At 69.2% G+C, this 22,005-nt stretch carries 17 protein-coding genes and 2 tRNA genes; 8 read left to right on the top strand and 11 right to left on the bottom strand.

What is annotated here, in order from left to right; translation table 11 throughout:
* Positions 1-35: 35 nt before the first annotated feature.
* Together BUB57_RS05675 and BUB57_RS05680 are read left to right on the top strand one after the other, a co-directional pair.
* A complete protein-coding gene (locus tag BUB57_RS05675; RefSeq protein ID WP_073063457.1) occupies positions 36-1,037 on the top strand; it encodes a branched-chain amino acid ABC transporter permease in 1,002 nt (333 codons plus the stop codon).
* A gap of 15 nt (positions 1,038-1,052) precedes the next feature.
* Positions 1,053-2,396, top strand: a complete 1,344-nt coding sequence (locus BUB57_RS05680) for a branched-chain amino acid ABC transporter permease (RefSeq protein WP_073063460.1) — start codon at positions 1,053-1,055, stop codon at positions 2,394-2,396.
* A gap of 78 nt (positions 2,397-2,474) precedes the next feature.
* On the opposite strand, the gene purN is transcribed toward BUB57_RS05680, so the two are convergent.
* Positions 2,475-3,086, bottom strand: a complete 612-nt coding sequence (gene purN, locus BUB57_RS05685; protein ID WP_073063463.1) for a phosphoribosylglycinamide formyltransferase — start codon at positions 3,084-3,086, stop codon at positions 2,475-2,477.
* On the bottom strand, positions 3,086-4,135 hold the full coding sequence (gene purM, locus BUB57_RS05690; protein ID WP_073063466.1) for a phosphoribosylformylglycinamidine cyclo-ligase: 1,050 nt from the start codon (positions 4,133-4,135) through the stop codon (positions 3,086-3,088). The genes purN and purM overlap by 1 nt, the downstream gene beginning before the upstream one ends.
* Positions 4,136-4,264: 129 nt before the next feature.
* On the opposite strand from purM, the gene BUB57_RS05695 reads away from it, so the two are divergent.
* Positions 4,265-4,337 (top strand) — tRNA-Ile (locus BUB57_RS05695).
* A gap of 3 nt (positions 4,338-4,340) precedes the next feature.
* On the opposite strand, the gene BUB57_RS05700 is transcribed toward BUB57_RS05695, so the two are convergent.
* The 7 genes from BUB57_RS05700 to BUB57_RS05730 all read right to left on the bottom strand — a co-directional run bounded on the left by BUB57_RS05700 (position 4,341) and on the right by BUB57_RS05730 (position 13,998).
* Positions 4,341-4,691 (bottom strand): YigZ family protein, encoded by a 351-nt coding sequence (locus BUB57_RS05700; RefSeq protein WP_143159636.1) that lies wholly within the window; start codon positions 4,689-4,691, stop codon positions 4,341-4,343.
* A gap of 5 nt (positions 4,692-4,696) precedes the next feature.
* A complete protein-coding gene (locus tag BUB57_RS05705) occupies positions 4,697-6,358 on the bottom strand; it encodes a formate--tetrahydrofolate ligase (protein WP_073063468.1) in 1,662 nt (553 codons plus the stop codon).
* Positions 6,359-6,575: 217 nt separating this feature from the next.
* The gene (locus BUB57_RS05710; protein WP_073063471.1) at positions 6,576-10,220 is read right to left on the bottom strand and encodes a vitamin B12-dependent ribonucleotide reductase; all 3,645 of its coding nucleotides are present in this window, start codon (positions 10,218-10,220) and stop codon (positions 6,576-6,578) included.
* Between the two features lie 457 nt (positions 10,221-10,677).
* Positions 10,678-11,253, bottom strand: a complete 576-nt coding sequence (locus BUB57_RS05715; RefSeq protein ID WP_073063474.1) for a 5-formyltetrahydrofolate cyclo-ligase — start codon at positions 11,251-11,253, stop codon at positions 10,678-10,680.
* Positions 11,250-12,632 carry a magnesium transporter gene (mgtE, locus tag BUB57_RS05720; protein WP_073063477.1) on the bottom strand — a complete coding sequence of 461 codons (1,383 nt, stop codon included), beginning with the start codon at positions 12,630-12,632 and terminating at the stop codon, positions 11,250-11,252. Before mgtE ends, BUB57_RS05715 begins: the two co-directional genes overlap by 4 nt.
* A 106-nt stretch (positions 12,633-12,738) precedes the next feature.
* The gene (locus BUB57_RS05725) at positions 12,739-13,578 is read right to left on the bottom strand and encodes an inositol monophosphatase family protein (RefSeq protein ID WP_073063481.1); all 840 of its coding nucleotides are present in this window, start codon (positions 13,576-13,578) and stop codon (positions 12,739-12,741) included.
* Between the two features lie 66 nt (positions 13,579-13,644).
* Positions 13,645-13,998 (bottom strand): helix-turn-helix domain-containing protein, encoded by a 354-nt coding sequence (locus BUB57_RS05730; RefSeq protein WP_073063486.1) that lies wholly within the window; start codon positions 13,996-13,998, stop codon positions 13,645-13,647.
* A 168-nt stretch (positions 13,999-14,166) separates the two neighbouring features.
* On the opposite strand from BUB57_RS05730, the gene BUB57_RS05735 reads away from it, so the two are divergent.
* Both BUB57_RS05735 and BUB57_RS05740 read left to right on the top strand, forming a co-directional pair.
* The gene (locus BUB57_RS05735; protein ID WP_073063488.1) at positions 14,167-15,150 is read left to right on the top strand and encodes an NADPH:quinone oxidoreductase family protein; all 984 of its coding nucleotides are present in this window, start codon (positions 14,167-14,169) and stop codon (positions 15,148-15,150) included.
* A 168-nt stretch (positions 15,151-15,318) separates the two neighbouring features.
* Entirely contained in the window at positions 15,319-16,062 is a 744-nt protein-coding gene (locus tag BUB57_RS05740; protein ID WP_073063491.1) for a Bax inhibitor-1/YccA family protein, read from the top strand.
* Between the two features lie 66 nt (positions 16,063-16,128).
* Here the strand turns inward: BUB57_RS05740 and BUB57_RS05745 are convergent.
* Both BUB57_RS05745 and BUB57_RS05750 read right to left on the bottom strand, forming a co-directional pair.
* Positions 16,129-16,205: transfer RNA gene (locus BUB57_RS05745), tRNA-Arg, on the bottom strand.
* A 61-nt stretch (positions 16,206-16,266) separates the two neighbouring features.
* Positions 16,267-16,731: a GNAT family N-acetyltransferase gene (locus tag BUB57_RS05750; RefSeq protein ID WP_073063494.1), complete on the bottom strand. Its 465-nt coding sequence runs from the start codon at positions 16,729-16,731 to the stop codon at positions 16,267-16,269.
* A 169-nt stretch (positions 16,732-16,900) separates the two neighbouring features.
* Between BUB57_RS05750 and BUB57_RS05755 the strand changes: the two genes are divergently transcribed.
* The 3 genes from BUB57_RS05755 to BUB57_RS05765 are packed head-to-tail and all read left to right on the top strand — an operon-like array spanning position 16,901 to position 21,866.
* Positions 16,901-17,968: an HlyD family secretion protein gene (locus BUB57_RS05755; RefSeq protein ID WP_073063496.1), complete on the top strand. Its 1,068-nt coding sequence runs from the start codon at positions 16,901-16,903 to the stop codon at positions 17,966-17,968.
* The gene (gene rbbA / locus BUB57_RS05760) at positions 17,965-20,757 is read left to right on the top strand and encodes a ribosome-associated ATPase/putative transporter RbbA (protein WP_073063511.1); all 2,793 of its coding nucleotides are present in this window, start codon (positions 17,965-17,967) and stop codon (positions 20,755-20,757) included. The genes BUB57_RS05755 and rbbA overlap by 4 nt, the downstream gene beginning before the upstream one ends.
* A complete protein-coding gene (locus BUB57_RS05765; protein WP_073063514.1) occupies positions 20,754-21,866 on the top strand; it encodes an ABC transporter permease in 1,113 nt (370 codons plus the stop codon). Before rbbA ends, BUB57_RS05765 begins: the two co-directional genes overlap by 4 nt.
* Positions 21,867-22,005 lie beyond the last annotated feature (139 nt).

Below are 22,005 nucleotides of genomic sequence, written 5' to 3' on the forward strand. Positions count from 1 at the left end.
CCCATGGCTGCGACAGCCGCAACGAGAGGCCACCAATGGACCTGCTGAACGCGCTCGTCACCTTTCTGAACTTCGTCTTCATCCCCGCCTCGGCCTATGGGGCGCAGCTGGCGCTGGGGGCGCTGGGGGTGACGCTGATCTACGGGATCCTGCGGTTTTCCAACTTCGCCCATGGCGACACCATGGCCTTCGGCACCGCGATGGTGATCCTGCTGACCTGGGGGCTGCAGGCGCTGGGGATCACGCTGGGGCCGCTGCCCACCGCGCTGCTGGCACTGCCGCCGGCCATCGCGCTGACCGCGGCGCTGGCGCTGCTGACCGACCGCTGGGTCTATCGCCATTACCGCCGCATCAAGGCGGCGCCGATCGTGGTGGTGATGGCCTCGGTCGGGGTGATGTTCGTGATGAACGGGCTGACCCGCATCGTCATCGGGGTGGGCGAGATCAATTTCGCCGACGGCGCCCGCTTTGTCGTCACCGTCCCGCAGTTCAGGGAAATGACCGGACTGACCGAGGGGCTGTCGCTGCGCACCACCCAGGCGATCACGCTGGTGATCGCGGCGCTGTCGGTCTGGGCGCTGTTCGTGTTCCTGAACCGCACCCGCGCCGGCAAGGCCATGCGCGCCTATGCCGACAACGAGGATCTGGCGCTGCTGTCGGGCATCGACCCCGATCGGGTGGTGCGGCTGACCTGGATCATCGCCATCGCGCTGGCGGTAATGGCCGGCACGCTGTACGGGCTGGACAAGACCTTCAAGGCGTTCAACTATTTCCAGATCCTGCTGCCGATCTTTGCCGCCGCCATCGTGGGGGGCCTGGGCAACCCGGTCGGCGCCATCGCCGGCGGCTTCCTGATCGCCTTTTCCGAGGTCGCGCTGACCTATCCGTGGAAGAAGGTGGCCGAGTATCTGGGGTTCGAGCCGAGCGGGCTGCTGCAGATGCTGGGCACGGAATACAAGCTGGCGATCAGCTTCGTCATCCTGATCGTCGTGCTGCTGGTGCGCCCCACGGGGCTGTTCCGCGGCAAGGCCTACTGAGGGAAAGGGGGAACCATGTCCAGCAATCGACAGGCCGACGCCAGGCCAAGCCCCCTGCGCGCGCCGCTGCTGTTCCTGGCGGTGGCGGTGCTGCTGCTGCTTGAGGGCAGCGTCTCGAACGCGATGTTTTCCGGGTCCTGGAACAGCGCGCTGGCGCTGCTGAACATGGGGCTGATCTCGGCGGTGGCGGCGCTGGGGGTCAACATGATCTGGGGCTACGGCGGGCTGTTCAACGCCGGCGTCGTCGGCTTCATCGGGCTGGGCGGTTTGGCGCCGGTGCTGATCTCGACCCCGCAGGTCGCCGGGGCCTGGGCCGCGGGCGGGCCGCGGCTGATGCTGGCGCTGGCCGCGGGGCTGGCGACGATGGTGCTGATCTGGGCCGCGGCGCAGCGGCTGCGCGGCCTGTCCCGCGGCGCCGTTGTCACGCTGGTGGTCGTCGCCGGCTATGTGGCGACGCGGATGCTGTTCGACCCCGCCGTCGCCGCGATCGAGGCCAACAACCCCGCCAAGGCCGGCAATATCGGCGGCCTCGGCCTGCCGGTGGTGCTGAGCTGGCCGGTGGGGATGCTGCTGGCCGCGGCCGCCGCCTGGGGCATCGGCAAGGTGGCGCTGGGGCTGCGCTCGGACTATCTGGCCATCGCCACGCTGGGCATCGGCGAGATCATCGTCGCCATCCTCAAGAACGAGGGCTGGCTGGCGCGCGGCGTGCTGAACATCACCGGCATCCCCCGCCCCGTCCCCTACGAGCTGGCGCTGCAATCGAACCCCGAGTTCGTCGCCGCCGCCGCGCGCTGGGGGATGGATGCGGCCACCGGCTCGGGCATCTATGTCAAGCTGTGCTATGCCGCGATCTTCATCGCGGTGGTGCTGACGCTGATCCTGCTGACGGAACTGGCGCTGTATTCGCCCTGGGGCCGGATGATGCGCGCCATCCGCGACAACGAGGTCGCAGCCGCCGCCATGGGCAAGGACGTGACCCGCCGGCATCTGCAGCTGTTCGTGCTGGGCTGCGCGGTGATCGGCCTGTCGGGCGCGATGATGGTGACGCTGGACGGGCTGATGGCGCCGGGCGGCTACAACCCGCTGCGCTATACCTTCCTGATCTGGGTGATGGTGATCGTCGGCGGCTCGGGCAACAACTGGGGCGCGGTGCTGGGCGCGATCCTGATCTGGTTCCTGTGGATCAAGGCCGAGGTCTGGGGCCCGGCCGCGATGGCGGTGCTGACCTCGCCGCTGTCCGCGGGCGGCCTGCGCGCGCATCTGATCGAAAGCGCGCCGCAGATGCGTTACCTGGCGATGGGGGTAGTGCTGCTGCTGGTGCTGCGCTTTGCACCGCGCGGGCTGCTGCCGGAACGCTAGGGGCTCGAACGAAGGGGGGGCTTGCGCCCCCCGCCCTTCGGACGCCCCCCGCAGGATATTTCTGCAAGGACGAAGGGGCTAGAGGTCGATGCGGTCGGTTTGCCCTTGGGCAAAGCGGCGCAGGACCAGCGGGTAGAGCCGGTGTTCGGCGGTAAGCACCCGGGCGGCGAGGCTGTCCGGGGTATCGCCGGGTTCGACCGGGACGCTGGCCTGGCCGAGGATCGGGCCGCAGTCGAGCTCCGGCGTGACCAGATGCACCGTGGCCCCGGCCTGCGCATCGCCCACGGCAAGCGCACGGGCGTGGGTGTTCAACCCGGGATATTTCGGCAGCAGCGAGGGGTGGATGTTCAGCATCCGCCCGCTGAAGCGCGCCACGAAATCCGGGGTCAGGATGCGCATGAACCCGGCGAGGCAGAGGATGTCAGGCTGCGCCGCCAGCAGCGGCTCCAGCAGCGCGGCCTCGAACGCGGCGCGGTCGCGGCCGAAGGCGCGGTGATCGACCGCGGCGGTGGGGATGCCCATCGCCGCGGCGCGGGCAAGCCCCACGGCGGTCGGGTCGTTCGAGGCGACCAGCACTGCCCGTGCCGGATGGTCGCCGGTCATCGAGCGGACCAGCTGCACCATGTTCGAGCCGCCACCGGAAATCAGGATCGCGACGCGCTTCTGCGCGTCTTGCGGGGCTGCGCTCATCAGAGCGTGCCGGTGTAGCGCACGCCCGGCGCGCCCTCGACCTTGCCCAGCGTCACCACGGTCTCGCCCGCCTCGCGCAGCAGCTCGGTCAGGGCTGTGGCACAATCCGGGGCGACCACGACGATCATCCCGATGCCGCAGTTGAAGGTCTTGAGCATCTCCTCGGCCGGGGTGCAGCCGGTCTCGGCCAGCCAGCGGAACACCGCCGGCAGCTGCCAGCTGTCCAGATCGACGCTGGCGCCCATCCCCTCGGGCAGCACCCGCGGCAGGTTCTCGGTGATGCCGCCGCCGGTGATATGGGCCGCGGCGCGGACGCCGCCCGCGCGCAGCGCCGCCAGCAGCGGGCGCACGTAAAGCCGCGTGGGCGTCAGCAGCGCCCGCCCCAGCGGCGCGTCGGCAAAGGGCGCCGGCGCATCCCAGCCCAGCCCGCTGCGCTCGACCACCTTGCGGACCAGCGAATAGCCGTTGGAATGCACCCCGTCCGAGCCGAGCCCCAGCAGCACATCGCCCGCCGCCACCCCCTGCGGCAGATGCGCGCCACGCTCCATCGCGCCCACGGCGAAGCCGGCAAGATCGAAGTCGCCGCCGTGATACATCCCCGGCATCTCGGCGGTCTCGCCCCCGATCAGGGCGCAGCCGGAACGGCGGCAGCCCTCGGCGATGCCCTCGATCACCTGTGCCGCCTGTTCGGTGTCGAGCTTGCCGGTGGCGAAATAATCCAGGAAGAACAACGGCTCGGCACCTTGGCAGACCAGGTCGTTCACGCACATGGCCACCAGGTCGATGCCGACGCCGCCGACCTCGCCGGTGTCGATGGCGATGCGCAGCTTGGTGCCGACGCCGTCGGTGGCGGCGACCAGAACCGGGTCGGCATAGCCGGCCGCGCGCGGATCGAACAGCGCGCCGAAACCGCCCAGCCCCGACATCACCCCCGGCCGCGCGGTGGCGGCGGCGGCGGGCTTGATCCGCTCGACCAGCGCGTTGCCCGCGTCGATATCCACCCCCGCCGCGGCATAGGTCAGCCCGGTTGCCTTGGTTTCGCCCGTCATGTCGCCCGCCTTCAGATGATCGCCGGGCGTGGATACCCCAGCCGCCCCGCGCAGACAATCGCGCCCACGCGCAGCCCGCCGGTTTATCTTGACCCGAGGGGCGGCATTTGCGACAGCCATCGGGCGGCCGGGCCCGTAGCTCAACGGTCAGAGCAGGGCGCTCATAACGCCTTGGTTGGGGGTTCGAATCCCTCCGGGCCTACCGTCACCTGCGCTGCGCCAGATAATGCCGCACTGCGGCGATCACGTGGCGGAAGCGGTCGCCGCCCAGGTGTTTGCCGCCGTACCAGCGGGTGACCACGATCAGGTGGTTGTCCAGCCCCTCGGTTTCCAGCATCCGCAGGATGATGGCGCCGGCGCCGGATTCGCCGTCGTCGGATTTGAGCGCCTCGTCCTCCAACCGAGCCGCCCAGCTGTTGTGGGTGGCCTTGGCGAAGCGGCGCACCGATTTCAGCTGGGCCAGCGCCGCGTCGATAGCGGCGCGGTCGGCCACCGGCCCGCCCGAGACCGCATAGACCGAGCCGCGGTCCGCGATGATGCGGTCGAACGTCGTCAGCACGGCTAGAACAGCCCCTCGACATGGCCGGCCTCGTCCAGCCGGATGCGGTTGGCGGCGGGGTCGCGCGGCAGGCCGGGCATGGTCATGATGTCGCCGCAGATCGCCACCACGAAGCCGGCGCCGGCGGCCAGCCGCAGCTCGCGCACGGGGATGGTGAAGCCCTCGGGCGCGCCCAGCCAGTCGGGGTTGGCGGAGAAACTGTACTGGGTCTTGGCCATGCAGACCGGCAGCTGGCCGTATTCCGCCTGCCAGGCGTCGAGCCGCGCCAGCACGGCGGGCGGGAACTCTGCGCCCTCGGCGCCGTAGATGCGGGTGCAGATGGTCTCGATCTTGTCGCGCAGCGGCATGTCGTCGGGATAGGTCAGGCGCAGTTCATGCGGCTCGGGCGCCAGCCGCATCACCTCGCGCGCCAGATCCTCGGCCCCTGCCCCGCCCATTTCCCAGTGGCGGCAGGTGATCGCCTGCACCCCCAGCGCCCGGGCGGCGGCCTCGATGGCGGCGATCTCGGCCCGGGTGTCGGTGGCGAAATGGTTGATCGCGACCACCAGCGGCAGCCCGTGCTTGCGCAGGTTGCGGATATGGCGACTGAGGTTCGCCGCCCCCGCCTGCACCGCACCGACGTTTTCCACCGCCAGATCGGACCGCGCCACGCCCCCGTTCATCTTCAGCGCCCGCACCGTCGCCACCAGCACCACCGCGGCCGGGGCCAGTCCGGCCTTGCGGCATTTGATGTTGAGGAACTTCTCGGCCCCCAGATCGGCGCCGAAACCGGCCTCGGTCACCACGTAGTCGGAGAGATGCAGCGCGGTGGTGGTGGCGATCACCGAATTGCAGCCGTGGGCGATATTGGCGAAGGGGCCGCCATGGACCAGCGCCGGGTTGTTTTCCAGCGTCTGCACCAGATTCGGCTGCAACGCATCGCGCAGCAGCACGGTCATCGCCCCGTCCGCCTGCAGGTCGCGGGCGGTGACCGGGCGACCGTCGCGGGTCTGCGCCACCACGATGCGGCCCAGCCGCTCTTGCAGGTCGGCCAGGTCGCGGGCCAGGCACAGGATCGCCATCACTTCCGAGGCCACGGTGATGTCGAAACCCGATTCCCGCGGCACCCCGTTGCCCGGCCCCAGCCCCAGCACCACATCGCGCAGCACCCGGTCGTTCATGTCCAGCACCCGCCGCCAGCTGATCCGGCGCGGGTCGATGTCCAGCGCGTTGCCCCAGTGCAGGTGGTTGTCCAGCATCGCCGCCAGCAGGTTGTGGGCGCTGGTGATGGCGTGGAAATCGCCGGTGAAATGCAGGTTCATGTCCTCCATCGGGATCACCTGCGCGCGGCCGCCGCCGGCGGCGCCGCCCTTCATCCCGAAGTTGGGGCCGAGGCTGGCCTCGCGGATGCAGATGGTGGCGCACGCGCCCAGCCGGTTCAGCGCGTCGCCCAGGCCCACGGTGGTGGTGGTCTTGCCCTCGCCCGCCGGGGTCGGGTTGATCGCGGTGACCAGGATCAGCCTGCCCTGTGGTCGGCCGGACAGCCCGGCGATGAAGTCGCGGGAAATCTTGGCCTTGTCATGGCCGTAAGGCAGGATGTCCTGCGCGCCGATCCCCAGCTTGGCCGCAATCTCTGCGATCGGGCGCTTTGGCGCGGCGCGGGCGATCTCGATATCGGTGTTCATTCACGTCCCCCGGGCCGGTTTGCCGGCCCTGTCCCTGTCCCGGTTCCGCCGACCCTAGCCGCAGTCGCGCGGGCGCAAAAGCCGTCGCCGCCCGGAAAACCGGACGGCGACCTCTCTCCCCGCGATTGCACCCCGCGTTGTCATCTGCTTCGACAGATTCCCCGCCACTCCGGGTCGGAGACGACAAGGCCGGGCGCGTGGCCCGGCCTGTTCCGTGTCAGCTGCAGCCGCTGGTGCCGCCGCAGGTGTTGCACTTCATGCAGGTGCCGTTGCGCACCAGCGTGTAGTTGCCGCATTCGCCGCAGGGGTCGCCCTCATACCCCTGCATCCGGGCCTTGGCGCGGGCGTCCAGCGTCACCGTGGCGCTGGCGACGCCGATTTCAAAGCTGGCCTGCGTCTCGGCCATGCCGGATGCCACCGCTACGGTCGAGGCGCCCCCTTGCAGCACCATCAACTCTTGCGGCAGGCGCTTGCGCAGATAGCCGGTCGAGCTGATCTGGCGCAGCAGCTCGACCGATTTCGAGGCCACGCCCTCGGCCGCGGGGGACAGCTCGGGCCGCCCTTCCTGAACGCCGCCGCCCAGCGTGTCGAAGCTGGCGCCGTTCGGCTTCACATGCGCCAGGTCGGTGCGGTCCAGATAGCTGACCGCCAGCTCGCGGAAGATGTAGTCGAGGATCGAGGTGGCGTTCTTGATCGAGTCGTTGCCCTGCACCATCCCCGCCGGTTCAAAGCGGGTAAAGGTAAAGGCGTCGACGAACTCTTCCAGCGGCACGCCGTATTGCAGGCCCACCGACACCGCGATGGCAAAATTGTTCATCATCGCCCGGAAGCCCGCGCCTTCCTTGTGCATGTCGATGAAGATTTCGCCCAACGACCCGTCGTCGTATTCGCCGGTGCGCAGATAGACCTTGTGGCCGCCGATCAGCGCCTTTTGCGTATAGCCCTTGCGCCGCGACGGCAGTTTCTCGCGGTGCGAGCGCACGGCTTCCTTGACGATGATCCGCTCGACGATCTTTTCGGCCAGCACCGCGGCCTTTTCATGGGTGTTGCCGGTTTCCAGGATCTCGGCGGCCTCGTCGTCGTCCTCGACCAGCGCCGAAGCCAGCGGCTGCGACAGTTTCGAGCCGTCGCGGTAAAGCGCGTTGGCCTTGATCCCCAGCGACCAGGACAGCTCATAGGCGGCCAGGGTCTCGGCGATGGTGGCCGAGTTCGGCATGTTAATGGTCTTGGAGATCGCCCCCGAGATGAAGCTTTGCGCCGCCGCCATCATGCGGATGTGGCTTTCCACCGACAGATAGCGCGTGCCTTTTTTCCCGCAGGCGTTGGCGCAGTCGAACACCGCGTAATGTTCGGGCTTGAGGAAGGGCGCGCCCTCCAGCGTCATGGTGCCGCAGACATGGTCGTTGGCGGCGTCGACCTGGGCGCGGGTGAAGCCCAGGTGGCGCAGCAGGTCGAAACCGGGATCGGCCAGCTTGTCGGCGGGGATGCCCAGCGTGCCCTTGCAGAACTCTTCGCCCAGTGTCCACTGGTTGAAGACGAAGCGGATGTCGAAGGCCGAGGCCAGTGCCGCATCCACCTTTTCCAGCTCGCGCGGGCCGAAACCGTGGCCGACCAGCGCCGCGTGGTTGATGCCGGGGCAGTTGCCAAGGCTGGCGTGGCCGACGGCATAGGCCACGATCTCCTCGATCTGGCTGCTGGAATAGCCCAGCATTTCAAGGGCCGCGGGGACCGACTGGTTGATGATCTTGAAATAGCCGCCGCCGGCGAGCTTCTTGAACTTGACCAGCGCGAAGTCGGGCTCGATCCCGGTGGTGTCGCAATCCATCACCAGCCCGATGGTGCCGGTCGGCGCGATCACCGTGGTCTGGGCGTTGCGGAACCCGTGCTCCTCGCCCAGCGCCAGCGCCTCGTCCCAGGCGGCCTGCGCCATCTGCGCCAGCCGGATGTCAGGGCAATTGGCCACGTCCAGCGCCACCGGATCGACGTTCACCGATTCATATGCGCCGGTGCCATGGGCGGCGGCGCGGTGGTTGCGGATCACCCGCAGCATGGCGTCGGCGTTGCGCCCGTAGCCGGGGAACGGCCCCAGCTCGCCCGCCATCTCGGCCGAGGTCGCATAGGAGACGCCGGTCATCAGCGCGGTCAGCGCCCCGCACAGCGCCCGGCCCTTGTCGCTGTCATAGGGCAGGCCAAGGTTCATCAGCAGCCCGCCGATATTGGCGTAGCCCAGCCCCAGCGTGCGGAAATCATAGGACCGCTGGGCGATTTCCTTGCTCGGGAACTGCGCCATCAGCACGCTGATTTCCAGCGTGACGGTCCACAGCCGCGTGGCGTGGACATAGGATTCGGCGTCGAAGCGGCCCCCCGACAGGAAGGTCAGCAGGTTCATCGACGCCAGGTTGCAGGCGGTGTCGTCCAGGAACATGTATTCCGAGCAGGGGTTCGAGCCGCGGATCGGCCCGTCCGCCGGGCAGGTGTGCCAGGCGTTCACCGTGTCGTGGAACTGGATGCCGGGGTCTGCGCAGGCCCAGGCGGCGTGGCCGATCTGGTCCCACAGCTCGCGCGCCTTGACGGTCTTGGCGACCTTACCGTCGGTGCGGCGGATCAGTTCCCAATCGGCGTCCTCGCGCACGGCGCGCAGGAAGGCGTCGGTGACACGGACCGAGTTGTTCGAGTTCTGCCCCGAGACCGAGGCATAGGCCTCGGAATCCCAATCGGTATCGTAGGTCGGAAATTCGATGGAATCAAAGCCTTGCCGGGCGTATTGCAGGACCCGGTTGATATAGGTCTCCGGGATCATCGCGCGCTTGGCCGAGCGGATCGCGGATTTCAGTGCCGCGTTCTGCGCGGGGTCGGTCGCGGCTTCCGCCAGGCCGTCCCACTGCCGGATCGCGGCGAAGATCTCGTTCAGCTTGGCTTCGTGCTGTTTGGAGCCGGCGACGAGGCTGGCGACCTTCTGTTCCTCGATCACCTTCCAGTTGATGAACTGCTCGATATCGGGGTGATCCATGTCGCAGATCACCATCTTGGCGGCGCGCCGCGTGGTGCCGCCCGACTTGATCGACCCCGCCGCGCGGTCGCCGATCTTCAGGAACCCCATCAGGCCGCTGGACTTGCCGCCGCCCGAAAGCTTCTCGCCCTCGCCGCGCAGGCTGGAAAAGTTGGTGCCGGTGCCCGAGCCGTATTTGAACAGCCGCGCCTCGCGCACCCACAGGTCCATGATCCCGCCCTCGTTCACCAGATCGTCGGCGACGGACTGGATGAAACAGGCGTGCGGCTGCGGGTGCTCATAGGCGCTGTCGGATTTGACCAGTTCGCCGGTCTGGTAATCGACGTAGAAATGCCCCTGCGACGGGCCGTCGATGCCATAGGCCCAGTGCAGGCCGGTGTTGAACCACTGCGGGCTGTTCGGCGCGCCCATCTGGCGGGCCAGCATGTGGCGCATTTCGTCGTAATAGGCGCTGGCGTCGGATTCGGCGGTGAAATAACCGCCCTTCCAGCCCCAATAGGCCCAGGCGCCGGCCAGCCGGTCGAACACCTGCCGGGCCGAGGTCTCGCCCACGAAGCGCTCGGCCTCGGGCAGTTTCGCCAGCGCGGTCTCGTCGGGGACCGAGCGCCACAGGAACTCGGGAACGCCCTTTTCCTTGACGCGCTTGAGCCGCGCGGGCACCCCGGCCTTGCGGAAGTATTTCTGCGCGATCACGTCGGATGCGACCTGGCTCCAGCCCTCGGGGACTTCCACGTTGTCGTTGCGGAACACCACGGTGCCGTCCGGGTTGCGGATTTCCGAGGTGGTGGTGGCAAAGGAAATCCCGCCGTAGGCCCCGTCTTCCGCCGTGGTGAAGCGCCGTTCGATCTTCATGGTCCCTGCCCCGCTATACTGCCGCGGCCGCCTTGCCGCGCTGTCCCTTGCCCGCGCGCCTTGGCCCCGAGAATGACCCCGGGGGACGGGCAGGAGGACCTGCCCGGCGCGATGCTCTTGCTTGCTGCCTTGGCCCGCCACCACATCTAGTGGTGTCTGGACCGCACTCACACTAAGTGCAGCGTGTTTTCGTTGCTTTCAAGCATTTTATTTTCCCCGATCCCTGCACGTTCCAGTTGACATCGCGGGGATCGCTGATCCGGCCCGGGCCGGCGGGCGGGTGCCGAAAACCGGCGGCGGAATTGGCGCCGGGGCGGATTTCCGCAATGCCCGCCACAGCTTGCGCCGGGCTGCTCAGGGGTTTTCCACAGCCTGTCCCCAGAGTCGCGCGCGCGGCTGTCCCGGCCCCGCCCGGCCCGGCGCATCTGCACCATGGCCGGGGGCTGTCGCAGCAGTGTCACAGTTCGGGGCGCAGGATTTCCGTGTCGGTGACCAGCAGGTCCAGCCGCTGGTCGAAGGGCCCGACCGGCAGGGAATCGACGCGCTGCACCTGCCAGGCCAGGCCGATGGCGGTCACCGGCCCGATGGCGCGCAGCATTTCAAGGGTGCGGTCGTAATAGCCGCCGCCATAGCCCAGCCGGTGCAGCCCCGAATCAAAGGCCAGCATCGGCACGATCAGCACCTCGGGCAGGATCTCAGGCAGCGAATCGGGGGGCTGGCTGGTGCCCAGCGGGCCGGGGGCGAGATCCTCGCCCTGCCAGCGGCGGAAGATCAGCGGCACCCCGCGCCCCGGCACCACCGGCAGGCACAGCGGCCCGTCATGCACCCCCATCGCGGGGCGGGGATCGGGCTCTCCCTTCATCGGCCAGTAGCCCGACAGCACCTGCCCGGCGTGCGGAGCCAGCGCCGCGCGCAGGTTGCGGTCCAGCGCCGCCTGATCGCCCCCAGCCGCCCGCGCGGCCAGCGCCGCACGGCGCAACGCGGCCTTGACGGCCGCGCGCTCGGCCTCGGCCCCGGCCCCGGCCCCGCTCACAGCAGGACCCAAGTCGCCAGGCCCAGGAACACGAAGAACCCCATCACATCGGTCAGCGTGGTGACAAAGGTGCCTGAGGCCAGCGCCGGGTCCAGCCCCAGCCGGCGCAGCAGCAGCGGGATCAGCACCCCGGCCAGCGCCGCGACGACCTGGTTCATCATCATGGCCCCGGCCAGCACCATCCCCAGCAGCGGGTCGCCGAACAGCACGAAGCCGCCGGCGAACAGCAGCGCCGCCAGCCCCAGCCCGTTCAGCATCCCCGCGAACAGCTCGCGGATCACCACGCGGCGGGCGTTGCCCTTGTTCAGGTCGCGCGTCGCCAGCCCGCGCACCGCCACCGCCAGCGACTGCGTGCCGGCGATGCCGCCGGTCGAGGCGACGATCGGCATCAGCGCCGCCAGCGTCACCAGCGCCGCGATGGTGTTCTCGAACATCGAGATCACCATGGCGGACAGCGAGGCAGTGAACAGATTGGCCACCAGCCACGGCAGGCGCTGGCGCGCGGTCTGCATGGCGGTGTCGCTGACGTGGCTGTCCTCGCCGACCCCGGCCAGGCGCAGCACGTCCTCTTCGTGTTCCTCGTCCAGCACGTTCATGGCGTCGTCGATGGTGATCACCCCGACCAGCCGCCCGTCGGCATCGACCACCGGCGCCGAGATCAGGTGATACTGGTTGAAGACATAGGCCACGTCGCCTTCATCCTCGAGCACGCCGATGGTGCGGAAACTGTCCTCGGTGATGTCGGCCAGCCTGATGCCGCGCTGCGAGGACAGCAGCCGCCCCAGCGTGACATGGCCGACCGGGTGGCGCTTGGGATCGACCAGCACCACGTGATAGAACTGGTCGGGCAGCCAGTCCTCGGCGCGCAGAAAGTCGATGGTCTCGCCCACGGTCCAGTGCTCGGGGGCGGTCACCACCTCGGACTGCATCAGCCGCCCGGCGGAATGTTCGGGATAGTTCAGCGACTGCTCGACCGCGATCCGGTCCGATTCGTCCAGCGCGGCCAGCACGACCTCGCGCTCCGGGCCTTCCAGATCCTCGACCAGATCGACGACATCGTCGCTGTCCATGTCGCGGACGGCCTCGGCCAGCACCTCGGCGGGCAGCTGCTCGATCACCTGCTCGCGGATCGATTCGTCGATCTCGGCCAGGATCTCGGCGTCGAACTCGCCGGAATACAGCCGCACGAAGCGGGCGCGGCGCTGCGGGGTCAGCTGCTCGATCAGGTCGGCGATGTCGGCGCCGTGGACCGGCTCGAGCAGCGCGTTCAGCCGCGCGGCGTCATTGGCATCGACCGCTTCCGCGATTTCCGCAACCAGACCATGGCCGGGAACCGGGTCGTCGGCGGTTCCATCGGGGTCGGTGCGGATTTCGGACATGGGTCACCTGCCTTGCTGCCAAAGGGGATTGCTGCGCCGCGACATTATGCCCGCCGCCGCCGTGCGGCAACCGCAAGCGTGCCTGCCGGGCAGGTGGCGGCGGCGATCAGCCCGCCAGCAGCGCCAGCGCCGCCCGGTGCAGCGCGGGGGTGGCGGCGGCGATCACCTGCCCGCCGTGATGGGCGGGGCCGCCCTGCCAGTCGGTGACGATGCCGCCCGCGGCCTCGATCACCGCGATCGGGGCCACGATGTCATGGGGCTGCAACCCGGCCTCGACCACCAGATCCACCTGCCCCAGCGCCAGCAGCGCATAGGCATAGCAGTCAAGCCCGTAGCGGGTCAGCCGCACCTGCGCCGACAGGCGGCGAAAGGCGGCGGTTTCGAGCTCGGTGCCCACGTCAGGATAGGTGGTCAGCAGCGTCGCCCCGGCCAGCGCCACGTCGCGGCGCACGGCAAGCGCGCTGTCCCCCTGCGGCGCGGTCAGAATTGCGTGGCCGCCGCCGCCCTCGAACCGCTCGCCGGTCCAGGGCTGGTCGATCAGCCCGTAAAGCGGCCCGCGCGCATCGGTCACCCCGATCAGCACCCCCCAGGTCGGCGCCCCGCACATGAAAGAGCGGGTGCCGTCCACCGGATCCAGCACCCAGGTCAGCCCGCTGCGCCCGGGCTGGTGGCCGTATTCCTCGCCCAGGATGGCGTCGTCCGGGCGCTGCCGGGCCAGGATCTCGCGCATGATCCGCTCGGCGCCGCGGTCGGCCTCGGTCACCGGGTCGAAGCCCGCGCCGGACTTGTTGTCGGTGGGCAGGTCGCGGCGGCGGAAATGGCGCAGCGTTTCCACCCTGGCGGCATCGGCCAGCGCCGCGGCGGTGGCGCGGATCGCGGCCAGTTCCGCCGGGTCCAGCCGCGCCGCCTGCGGGCCGCCGACCTGTTCCGGTTGCGAAATCTGCATGGTCGGCCCCCGGCTGCGAATATCCGCAGCCAGACTAGCGCCGCCGCGCCCCGGGTGCCAGCCGCGTCAGGCCGCCTCGGACAGCACCCGCGCCAGTTCGAACAGCTGGCGGCGCTGCGCCTCGGGGATCGAGTAATAGGCGCGCACCAGCTGCAGCGCCTCTTTCGCGGCCAGCGGGTCCAGCTCTTCGGGCTGCGGCTGCTCGCCCAGCCCTTCAAAGAAATACGCCACCGGCACCTGCATCGCCACCGCAATGTCCCACAGCCGCGAGGCCGAGACCCGGTTCATCCCGGTCTCGTATTTCTGGATCTGCTGGAACTTGATGCCGACAGCATCGGCCAGCTGCTGTTGGGTCATGCCGATCGCCCAACGCCGCTGACGGATTCGCTGCCCGACGTGCACATCGACATGATGTTTCATCGTTAAACCCCTTACTCAACCTGACGGGGCATTAGCGCGCCCCATCATCCTGGGCGAGAAGAAACACGGTAAATGCAGGGCTTTCTGACGAAAAAGACAGGTCGGTTTGACGGTTACCGGGCAGTTGGCGCAGAAGATGGCGCGACAGGGCGAGGAACGGGGACGACCATGGACCGAATCATCTCGATCGACGCGGCGGGCGAGGGTCCGCGGCTCTCCCATGCCGGGCAGCCGCAGCCGGGCGCGGGGCAGCTGCGGGTGCGGCTGCACGCGGCGGCGCTGAACTTCGCCGATCTGCTGATGGCCGAGGGACGCTATCAGGACACCCCGCCGTTTCCCTTCATCGCCGGGCTCGAGGGCGCGGGCGTGGTCGAGGCCGCGGGCCCGGGCGCCCTGCTGGCCCCTGGCACGCGGGTGGCGGTGTCGGCGCAGGGCACGCTGGCCGACCGCGGGATCTTTGCCGCCGCGTGCTGCACCCCGATCTCCGACCGCATGTCCTGGCGCGACGCCGCCGGCTTCCAGATCGCCTATGGCACCAGCCATCTGGCGCTGACCGGCCCGGCGCGGCTGGCGGCGGGAGAAGCGCTGGCGGTGCTGGGCGCCGGCGGCGGCGTCGGGCTGACCGCGGTCGAGATCGGCGCGGCGCTGGGGGCGCGGGTGATCGCCGTCGCCCGCGGTCAGGACAAGCTGGCCGCCGCGCGCGCCATGGGCGCGGCCGAGACCATCGACAGCGCCACCACCGACGACCTGCGCGGCGCCCTGCGCGCATTGGGCGGGGTGGATGTGGTCTATGACGCGCTTGGCGATGCGCCCGGCGCCGCCGCCTTTCGCGCGCTGAAGCCGGGCGGGCGGCATCTGCTGATCGGCTTTGCCGCCGGGCAGCCGCCGGCGCTGCCGCTGAACCATGCGCTGGTCAAGAACATCTCGATCCACGGCTTCTACTGGGGCGGCTATCGCCAGCTCGACCCGGCGGCGTTGCAGGAAAGCATGGCCGACCTGCTGCGGATGTATGAGGAAGGCCGGCTGCGCCCCACCGCCGCCGCGGTACTGCCGCTCGACCGCGCCGCCGAGGCCTATGCGCTGCTGCGCAGCCGCAAGGCGGTCGGCAAGGTGATCCTGACCATGAGCGAAGAGGCCGCGCGCGGCGACTAGGCCGTCCCGCGCCGCCCTGCCCGCGCCCCGCCGGTCAACAACCCGTCAGCCGCGGGCAAAAAACGCCCCGCCGCGGGGCGGAAGCGGTTGATAATCCGATGCGAAGCCCCGATATTTCCGGGCACGAAAGCCCGTATCTGGCAGCGGGCCGGTCCAAGAGGGAATACCATGACCGATTTCAACACGATCCGCCGCCCGGCCACGACGGCCCAGCGTGCTGCGGTCTATGACGAGGGCCTGCGGGCCTACATGAACAAGGTCTACGGGCTGATGACCGCAGGGATGCTGGTCACCGCCGTCGTGGCCTGGAGCTTTGCGCAGATGGCCGGCGGTCCCGGCGCCTGGACCGAGTTCGGGCGGCTGGTCTACACCACCCCGCTGCGCTGGGTGATCCTGTTCTTGCCGCTGGTGATGGTCTTTGCCTTCGGCGCCGCGATCCAGCGGCTGTCGACGCAGGCGGTCACCATGCTGTTCTATGCGTTCTCGGCGGTGATGGGGGCGTCGATCAGCTCGATCTTCCTGCGCTATACCGGCAGCTCGATCGCGGCGACCTTTGTCGCCACCGCGGCGGGCTTCGCGGCGCTGTCGCTTTACGGCTACACCACCCAGCGCGACCTGTCGGCGATGGGCCGGTTCATGATGATCGGCCTGGTCGGGCTGATCGTGGCGATGATCGTCAACATCTTCGTCGGCTCGGGGCTGGTGCAGCTGGCGATCTCGGCGATCGGGGTGCTGATCTTTGCCGGGCTGACCGCCTATGACACCCAGAACATCAAGAACACCTATCTGGAACTGGCCAACTCCGACCCGGATTTCCTGGGCAAGTCGGCGATCATGGGCGCGCTGACGCTGTATCTGGACTTCCTCAACCTGTTCCAGTTCCTGCTCAGCTTCATGGGGCAGCAGGAATAACCCGCCCCATCCCCGGAAACGACGAAAGCCCGGCGCGTGCGCCGGGCTTTTTCGTGGCTGCGGAACTGGCGACCCCGGGAGGAATCGAACCCCCAACCTTGGACTTAGAAGGTCCCTGCTCTATCCAGTTGAGCTACGGGGCCGTCGCCGTGGCATGACGCGCGCAGTCATGCGGCAAAGCCGGGGCCGAGGCAAGCCGCAACCCTAGAGCGCCAGCGTCATGAACAGGCTGTTGGGGTCGGGACCATAGCCCTCGAACGGGCCGCATTCGGTGAACCCCCAGCCCGCGTACAGCGCGCGCGCCGCCTGAAAGCTGGGCTGCACCCCGGTTTCCAGCGACAGCCGCCGAAACCCCCGCGCCCGCGCCTGCTCGACCAGCGCCGACAGCATCGCCCGCGACAGCCCCTCGCCGCGGCGCTCGGCCAGCACATGCATGGATTTCAGCTCGCCATGGTTCGCGTCGATGCGCTTGATCGCGCCCATGGCGACCGCGGTCCCCTGCCCGTCGCGCAGCACCAGAAAGTCGATGCCCGGCACCGCCAGATCCTCGCGCGGCAGCATGTGGATCGATTCGGGGGGCGTGTCGGAATGCATCGCCTCGACATGGCGGGCGAACAGCAGGTCCAGATCGGGGGCAAGCGGGGTTTCGATGGCAACGGTCAGGGTCATGCGGGCATCCGGGCAGCGGTGGTGGCGGCCGGTTTCACCGCGCCGCGCGCCCGGGGTCAAGCCGCCACTGCCCCGGCACGGGCACCGCGGCCGGTTCCGTGGCATTTTGCGCCGGGTGTTCCGGCGCCGCAGCCGCTAAGATCGTGGCGCGACACGATTCGAGGCCTTGATGAGCATCATTCGATCCTGGTGGAGTGTGGCGGCCGCGCTGGTCATGATGGCGGTCGTCGGGGTCCTTGCCTTCCAGAACCTGTCGGGGAACGGCCAGCCCGCCGGCATCGCCTCGGGCAACGGCCGCATCGAGGCGACCGAGGTCGATATCTCGGCGCTGTCGGCCGGGCGCATCGCCAGCATCCGCGTGGACGAGGGCGAGTTCGTGACCAGGGGCCAGCCGCTGGTGCAGATGGACCTGCGCCAGCTGGACGCGCAGAAGCTGCAGGCCGAGGCGCAGCTGCGCCGGGCGCGGATCGGGGTCCAGACCGCCGAAAGCCTGGTGGTGCAGGCCGAGGCCCAGCACAAGGCCGCCGGTGCCGCGGTCGAACAGGCCCGCGCCGGTGCCGACGCGGCCGAGGCGCGGCTGGCGCGCACCGAAAGCCTGGCGCGCAGCAACGTCGCCTCGCAGCAGGTGCTGGACGACGTGCGCGCGGCCGCGCGCGAGGCGCTGGCGGCGCTGGCCTCGGCCGAGGCCGGGCTGGCAGCGGCCGAGGCCGCGATCGGCACCGCCCGGGCGCAGGTGGTCGATGCCGAGGCCGCGGTGGACGCCGCCGAGGCCGCCATCGATTCGATCGAGGTGCTGATCGCGGATGCCACGCTGACCTCGCCCCGCGACGGGCGGGTGCAGTATCGCATCGCGCAAGAGGGCGAAATCGTGGCCCCCGGCGGGCGCATCCTGAACCTGGTCGATCTGGGTGATGTCTACATGACCTTCTTTCTGCCCACCTCGCAGGCCGGGCTGGTCGAGGTCGGGACCGAGGTGCGGCTGGTGATGGACGCCGCCCCCGGCTACGTGATCCCGGCGCAGGTGTCCTATGTCGCCGATGTGGCGCAATTCACCCCGCGCACGGTCGAGACCGCCGAGGAACGCGAAAAGCTGATGTTCCGGGTGCGCGCCCGCGTCGATCCCGAGCTGCTGCAGAAATACGCCAATTACGTCAAGACCGGGCTGCCGGGCGTGGCCTATGTCCGCATCGACCCCGCGGTCGACTGGCCGGAATCGCTGTCGAACCTGGTGCAATGAGCGGCGACCGCTCGCAGCCGGGGGCGCAGAGCGACGGGCCGCAGGGGCCCGCCCCGGTCGTGCGGATCGAGGCGGTGACGCACCGCTATGGCCGCACCGAGGCGCTGGCCGAGGTCTCGCTGCAGATTCCGGCCGGGCGGATGGTGGGGCTGATCGGCCCGGACGGGGTGGGCAAATCCACGCTGCTGTCGCTGATCGCGGGCGCGCGCCAGATGCAGAGCGGGCGCGTCGAGGTGCTGGGCGGCGATATGGCGACTGCGGCGCATCGCGCCCGCGTCTGCCCGCAGATCGCCTATATGCCGCAGGGGCTGGGGCGGAACCTCTATCCCACGCTGTCGGTGGCAGAGAACTTGCATTTCTTTGGCCGGCTGTTCGGCCACCGCACCGCCGAGCGCGAGCGCCGCATCGACACGCTGCTGGCGGCGACGGGCATGTCGCCGTTCCGCGACCGTCCGGCCGCGAAACTCTCGGGCGGGATGAAGCAGAAGCTGGGGCTGTGCTGCGCGCTGATCCACGACCCCGAGCTGCTGATCCTCGACGAGCCGACCACCGGCGTCGACCCGCTGTCCCGCCGCCAGTTCTGGGAGCTGATCGACCGCATCCGCCGCGACCGCCCGGGGATGAGCGTGATCACCGCCACCGCCTATATGGAGGAAGCCGCCGGCTTCGACTGGCTGGTGGCGATGGAGGCCGGGCGGGTGCTGGCGACCGGCACGCCCTCCGAGCTGCTGGCGCGCACCGGCGCCCCCGACCTGGACGCGGCCTTCGTCGCGCTGCTGCCGGACACCGCGCGCCGCGGCCACCAGCCGGTGGCGATCCCGCCGCGCCCCGCCAGCGCCGAGATCGCCATCGAGGCGCAGCACCTCACCAAGCGCTTCGGCGATTTCACCGCCGTCCACGACGTCAGCTTCCGCATCGGCAAGGGCGAGATCTTCGGCTTTCTCGGCTCGAACGGCTGCGGCAAGACCACGGTGATGAAGATGCTGACCGGGCTGCTGGAACCCAGCGAGGGCACGGCCCGGCTGTTCGGGCAGAAACTCGACCACGACGACATGGGGCTGCGCCGGCGCGTGGGGTTCATGAGCCAGTCGTTCTCGCTCTATTCCGAACTGACGGTGCGGCAGAACCTGGAACTGCACGCGCGGCTGTTCGGGATGGCGCCCGGGCAGATTGCCGGGCGGGTGGCGCAGATGCTGGACCGCTTCGGGCTGGGGGGCTGCGCGGGCGACCTGCCCGAGGCGCTGCCGCTGGGGGTGCGCCAGCGGCTGTCGCTGGCGGTGGCGATGATCCACGGCCCCGAGATCCTGATCCTGGACGAGCCGACCTCGGGCGTCGATCCGGTGGCGCGGGACGGGTTCTGGCGGATGCTGGGCGAGCTGTCGCGCGAGGACGGGGTGACGATCTTCGTCTCGACCCATTTCATGAACGAGGCGGAGTGGTGCGACCGCATCTCGCTGATGCACGCGGGGCGGGTGCTGGTCAGCGACACCGCCGCGGCGATCCGCGAAAGCAAGGGCGCGGCCACGCTGGACGACGCCTTCATCGCCTATCTGCAAGAGGCGATCGCCGCCGACGCCTCCCCCGAAAGCGCGGTGTCGGACGGCCCCACCGCCGCCAGCCTGCCCGCCGCCGCGCCCCCGCGCCCGCCGCGCGGACGGGCACCGTTCAGCCTGCGCCGGATGCTCAGCTATTCGCAGCTGGAAATGCTGCAGCTGCGCCGCGACCCGATCCGCATGACCATGGCGATGCTGGGCAGCCTGATCCTGATGTTCGTGATCGGCTACGGCATCAACATGGACGTGCGCGACCTGACCTTTGCGGTGCTGGACCGCGACCGGACCTCGACCAGCCGCGACTATATCGCCGACATCGCCGGCTCGCGCTATTTCATCGAGCGCCCGGCCCTCGAAAGCTATGACGAGCTGGACGCGCGGATGCAAAGCGGCGAGCTGAGCCTGGCGATCGAGATCCCGCCCGGCTTTGCCCGCGACGTGGCCCGCGGCGCCCCGGTGCAGATCGGTGCCTGGATCGACGGCGCCGCCCCCGCCCGCGCCGGCACGGTCGAGGGCTATGTGCAGGGAATGCACGCCGACTGGCTGACGCGCATGGCCCGGCGCCAGTACGGCGACGAGGCGATCCGGGGCCAATTCGAGCTGGTCCCGCGCTTTCGCTACAACCCCGACGTGAAAAGCATCATCGCGATGGTTCCCGCGGTGATCCCGATGCTGCTGCTGATGATCCCGGCGGTGCTGACCACGCTGAGCGTGGTGCGCGAAAAGGAACTGGGCTCGATCATCAATTTCTACGTCACCCCGGTCACCCGGCTGGAGTTCCTGCTGGGCAAGCAACTGCCCTATCTGCTGGCCGGGGCGGTGAACTTTGCGCTGCTGATGGCGTTTGCGGTCTTTGCCTTCCGTGTGCCCTTCACCGGCAGCCTGACCGCGCTGAGCCTGGCCGCGCTGCTGTATCTGGTGGCGGCGACCGGGCTGGGGCTGCTGATCTCGACCTTCATGCGCAGCCAGGTGGCGGCGCTGTTCGCCACGGTGATGTTGACCATGATCCCGGCCGGGCAGTTTTCCGGGCTGATCGACCCGGTGTCCTCGCTGCAGGGGCTGGGCCGCCTTATCGGCGAGATCTACCCGACCACCTGGTTCATCATCGCCTCGCGCGGGGCATTCTCGAAAGCGCTGGGGTTCGGCGATTTCGGCATGGTCTATCTGGCGCTCGGCCTCGCCGTGCCGGTGATCCTGGGGCTGAGCGTCCTGTCCCTGAGGAAACAGGCGAAATGAGGGCGCGCAACCTGTGGAACCTGGGCATCAAGGAGCTGCGCGGCCTGTGGCGAGAGCCGGTGATGCTGCTGCTGATCGTCTATTCCTTTTCCCTGTCGATCTACACCGAATCCAAGTCGATGCCCGAGACCCTGGCGGATGCCGCCATCGCCATCGTGGACGAGGACCAGTCCGCCCTGTCGGGGCGCATCGTCTCGGCCTTCACGCCGCCCTATTTCCTGACGCCGCGGATGATCTCGCCCGACCAGATCGACCCGCGCATGGACGCGGGGCTGGACACTTTCGCCCTGCATATCCCGCCCGATTTCGAACGCGACCTGCTGGCCGACCGCCACCCGGAAATCCAGCTGAACATTGACGCGACCCGGATGACGCAGGCCTTCACCGGCAGCGGCTATGTCCAGCAGATCGTCGCGGCCGAGATCGCCGAGTTCACCGCCGGCCACCGCGAGGTGACCGAGCCCGCCGTGGCCCTGGCGCTGCGCGCCCGTTACAACCCGGCGCTGGAGCCGGGCTGGTTCGGCGCGATCAACAGCGTCATCAACGCGATCACCATGCTGTCGATCATCCTGACCGGGGCGGCGCTGATCCGCGAAAAGGAACACGGCACGGTCGAGCATCTGCTGGTGATGCCGGTCACCGCGGCCGAGATCATGCTGGCCAAGATCTGGTCGATGGCGCTGGTGGTGCTGCTGGCCTCGGGGTTCGCGATCTCGGTGGTGGTGCAGATGGCGCTGGGGGTGCCGGTGGCGGGCTCGGTGCCGCTGTTCGTGGCGGCGGCGGCGCTGATGCTGTTCGCGACCACCTCGATGGGGATCTTCCTGGCCACCGTCGCCGGGACCATGCCGCAATTCGCGCTGCTGCTGATGCTGGTGCTGATGCCGCTGCAGGTGCTGTCGGGGGGCATGACCCCGCGCGAATCCATGCCCGAGGTGATCCAGGCGATCATGTCGCTGGCGCCGGACACGCATTTCGTGATCCTGTCGCAGGCGATCCTGTTCCGCGGCGCCGGGCTGGCGGTGGTCTGGCCGCAGCTGCTGGCGCTGGCGGTGATCGGCGCGGCGCTGTTCTGGCTGGCGCTGCGGCAGTTCCGCCGCTTTCTGGGCTGAGCGGCCGCTGCCGTCAGCCCGCAGCCCCTAACCCCCTAAACTCCGCCCCGGCTGTAATGGGGTCGAAAGTTTCACCTGGATTTCCCAATAAAATCAAAGCCTCACATACGACCTCGGGCAAAGATTTACCCGAGATCGG

It is taken from the genome of Paracoccus solventivorans (genome assembly GCF_900142875.1).
GTDB lineage: Bacteria > Pseudomonadota > Alphaproteobacteria > Rhodobacterales > Rhodobacteraceae > Paracoccus > Paracoccus solventivorans.

Excerpts from the sequence above, each read along its gene's own strand:
- BUB57_RS05675 (WP_073063457.1), top strand. The coding sequence starts at position 36 with ATGGACCTGCTGAACGCGCTCGTCACCTTTCTGAACTTCGTCTTCATC.
- BUB57_RS05680 (WP_073063460.1), top strand. The coding sequence starts at position 1,053 with ATGTCCAGCAATCGACAGGCCGACGCCAGGCCAAGCCCCCTGCGCGCG.
- purN (WP_073063463.1), bottom strand. The coding sequence starts at position 3,086 with ATGAGCGCAGCCCCGCAAGACGCGCAGAAGCGCGTCGCGATCCTGATT.
- purM (WP_073063466.1), bottom strand. The coding sequence starts at position 4,135 with ATGACGGGCGAAACCAAGGCAACCGGGCTGACCTATGCCGCGGCGGGG.
- BUB57_RS05705 (WP_073063468.1), bottom strand. The coding sequence starts at position 6,358 with ATGAACACCGATATCGAGATCGCCCGCGCCGCGCCAAAGCGCCCGATC.
- BUB57_RS05710 (WP_073063471.1), bottom strand. The coding sequence starts at position 10,220 with ATGAAGATCGAACGGCGCTTCACCACGGCGGAAGACGGGGCCTACGGC.
- mgtE (WP_073063477.1), bottom strand. The coding sequence starts at position 12,632 with ATGTCCGAAATCCGCACCGACCCCGATGGAACCGCCGACGACCCGGTT.
- BUB57_RS05725 (WP_073063481.1), bottom strand. The coding sequence starts at position 13,578 with ATGCAGATTTCGCAACCGGAACAGGTCGGCGGCCCGCAGGCGGCGCGG.
- BUB57_RS05730 (WP_073063486.1), bottom strand. The coding sequence starts at position 13,998 with ATGAAACATCATGTCGATGTGCACGTCGGGCAGCGAATCCGTCAGCGG.
- BUB57_RS05735 (WP_073063488.1), top strand. The coding sequence starts at position 14,167 with ATGGACCGAATCATCTCGATCGACGCGGCGGGCGAGGGTCCGCGGCTC.
- BUB57_RS05740 (WP_073063491.1), top strand. The coding sequence starts at position 15,319 with ATGACCGATTTCAACACGATCCGCCGCCCGGCCACGACGGCCCAGCGT.
- BUB57_RS05750 (WP_073063494.1), bottom strand. The coding sequence starts at position 16,731 with ATGACCCTGACCGTTGCCATCGAAACCCCGCTTGCCCCCGATCTGGAC.
- BUB57_RS05755 (WP_073063496.1), top strand. The coding sequence starts at position 16,901 with ATGAGCATCATTCGATCCTGGTGGAGTGTGGCGGCCGCGCTGGTCATG.
- rbbA (WP_073063511.1), top strand. The coding sequence starts at position 17,965 with ATGAGCGGCGACCGCTCGCAGCCGGGGGCGCAGAGCGACGGGCCGCAG.
- BUB57_RS05765 (WP_073063514.1), top strand. The coding sequence starts at position 20,754 with ATGAGGGCGCGCAACCTGTGGAACCTGGGCATCAAGGAGCTGCGCGGC.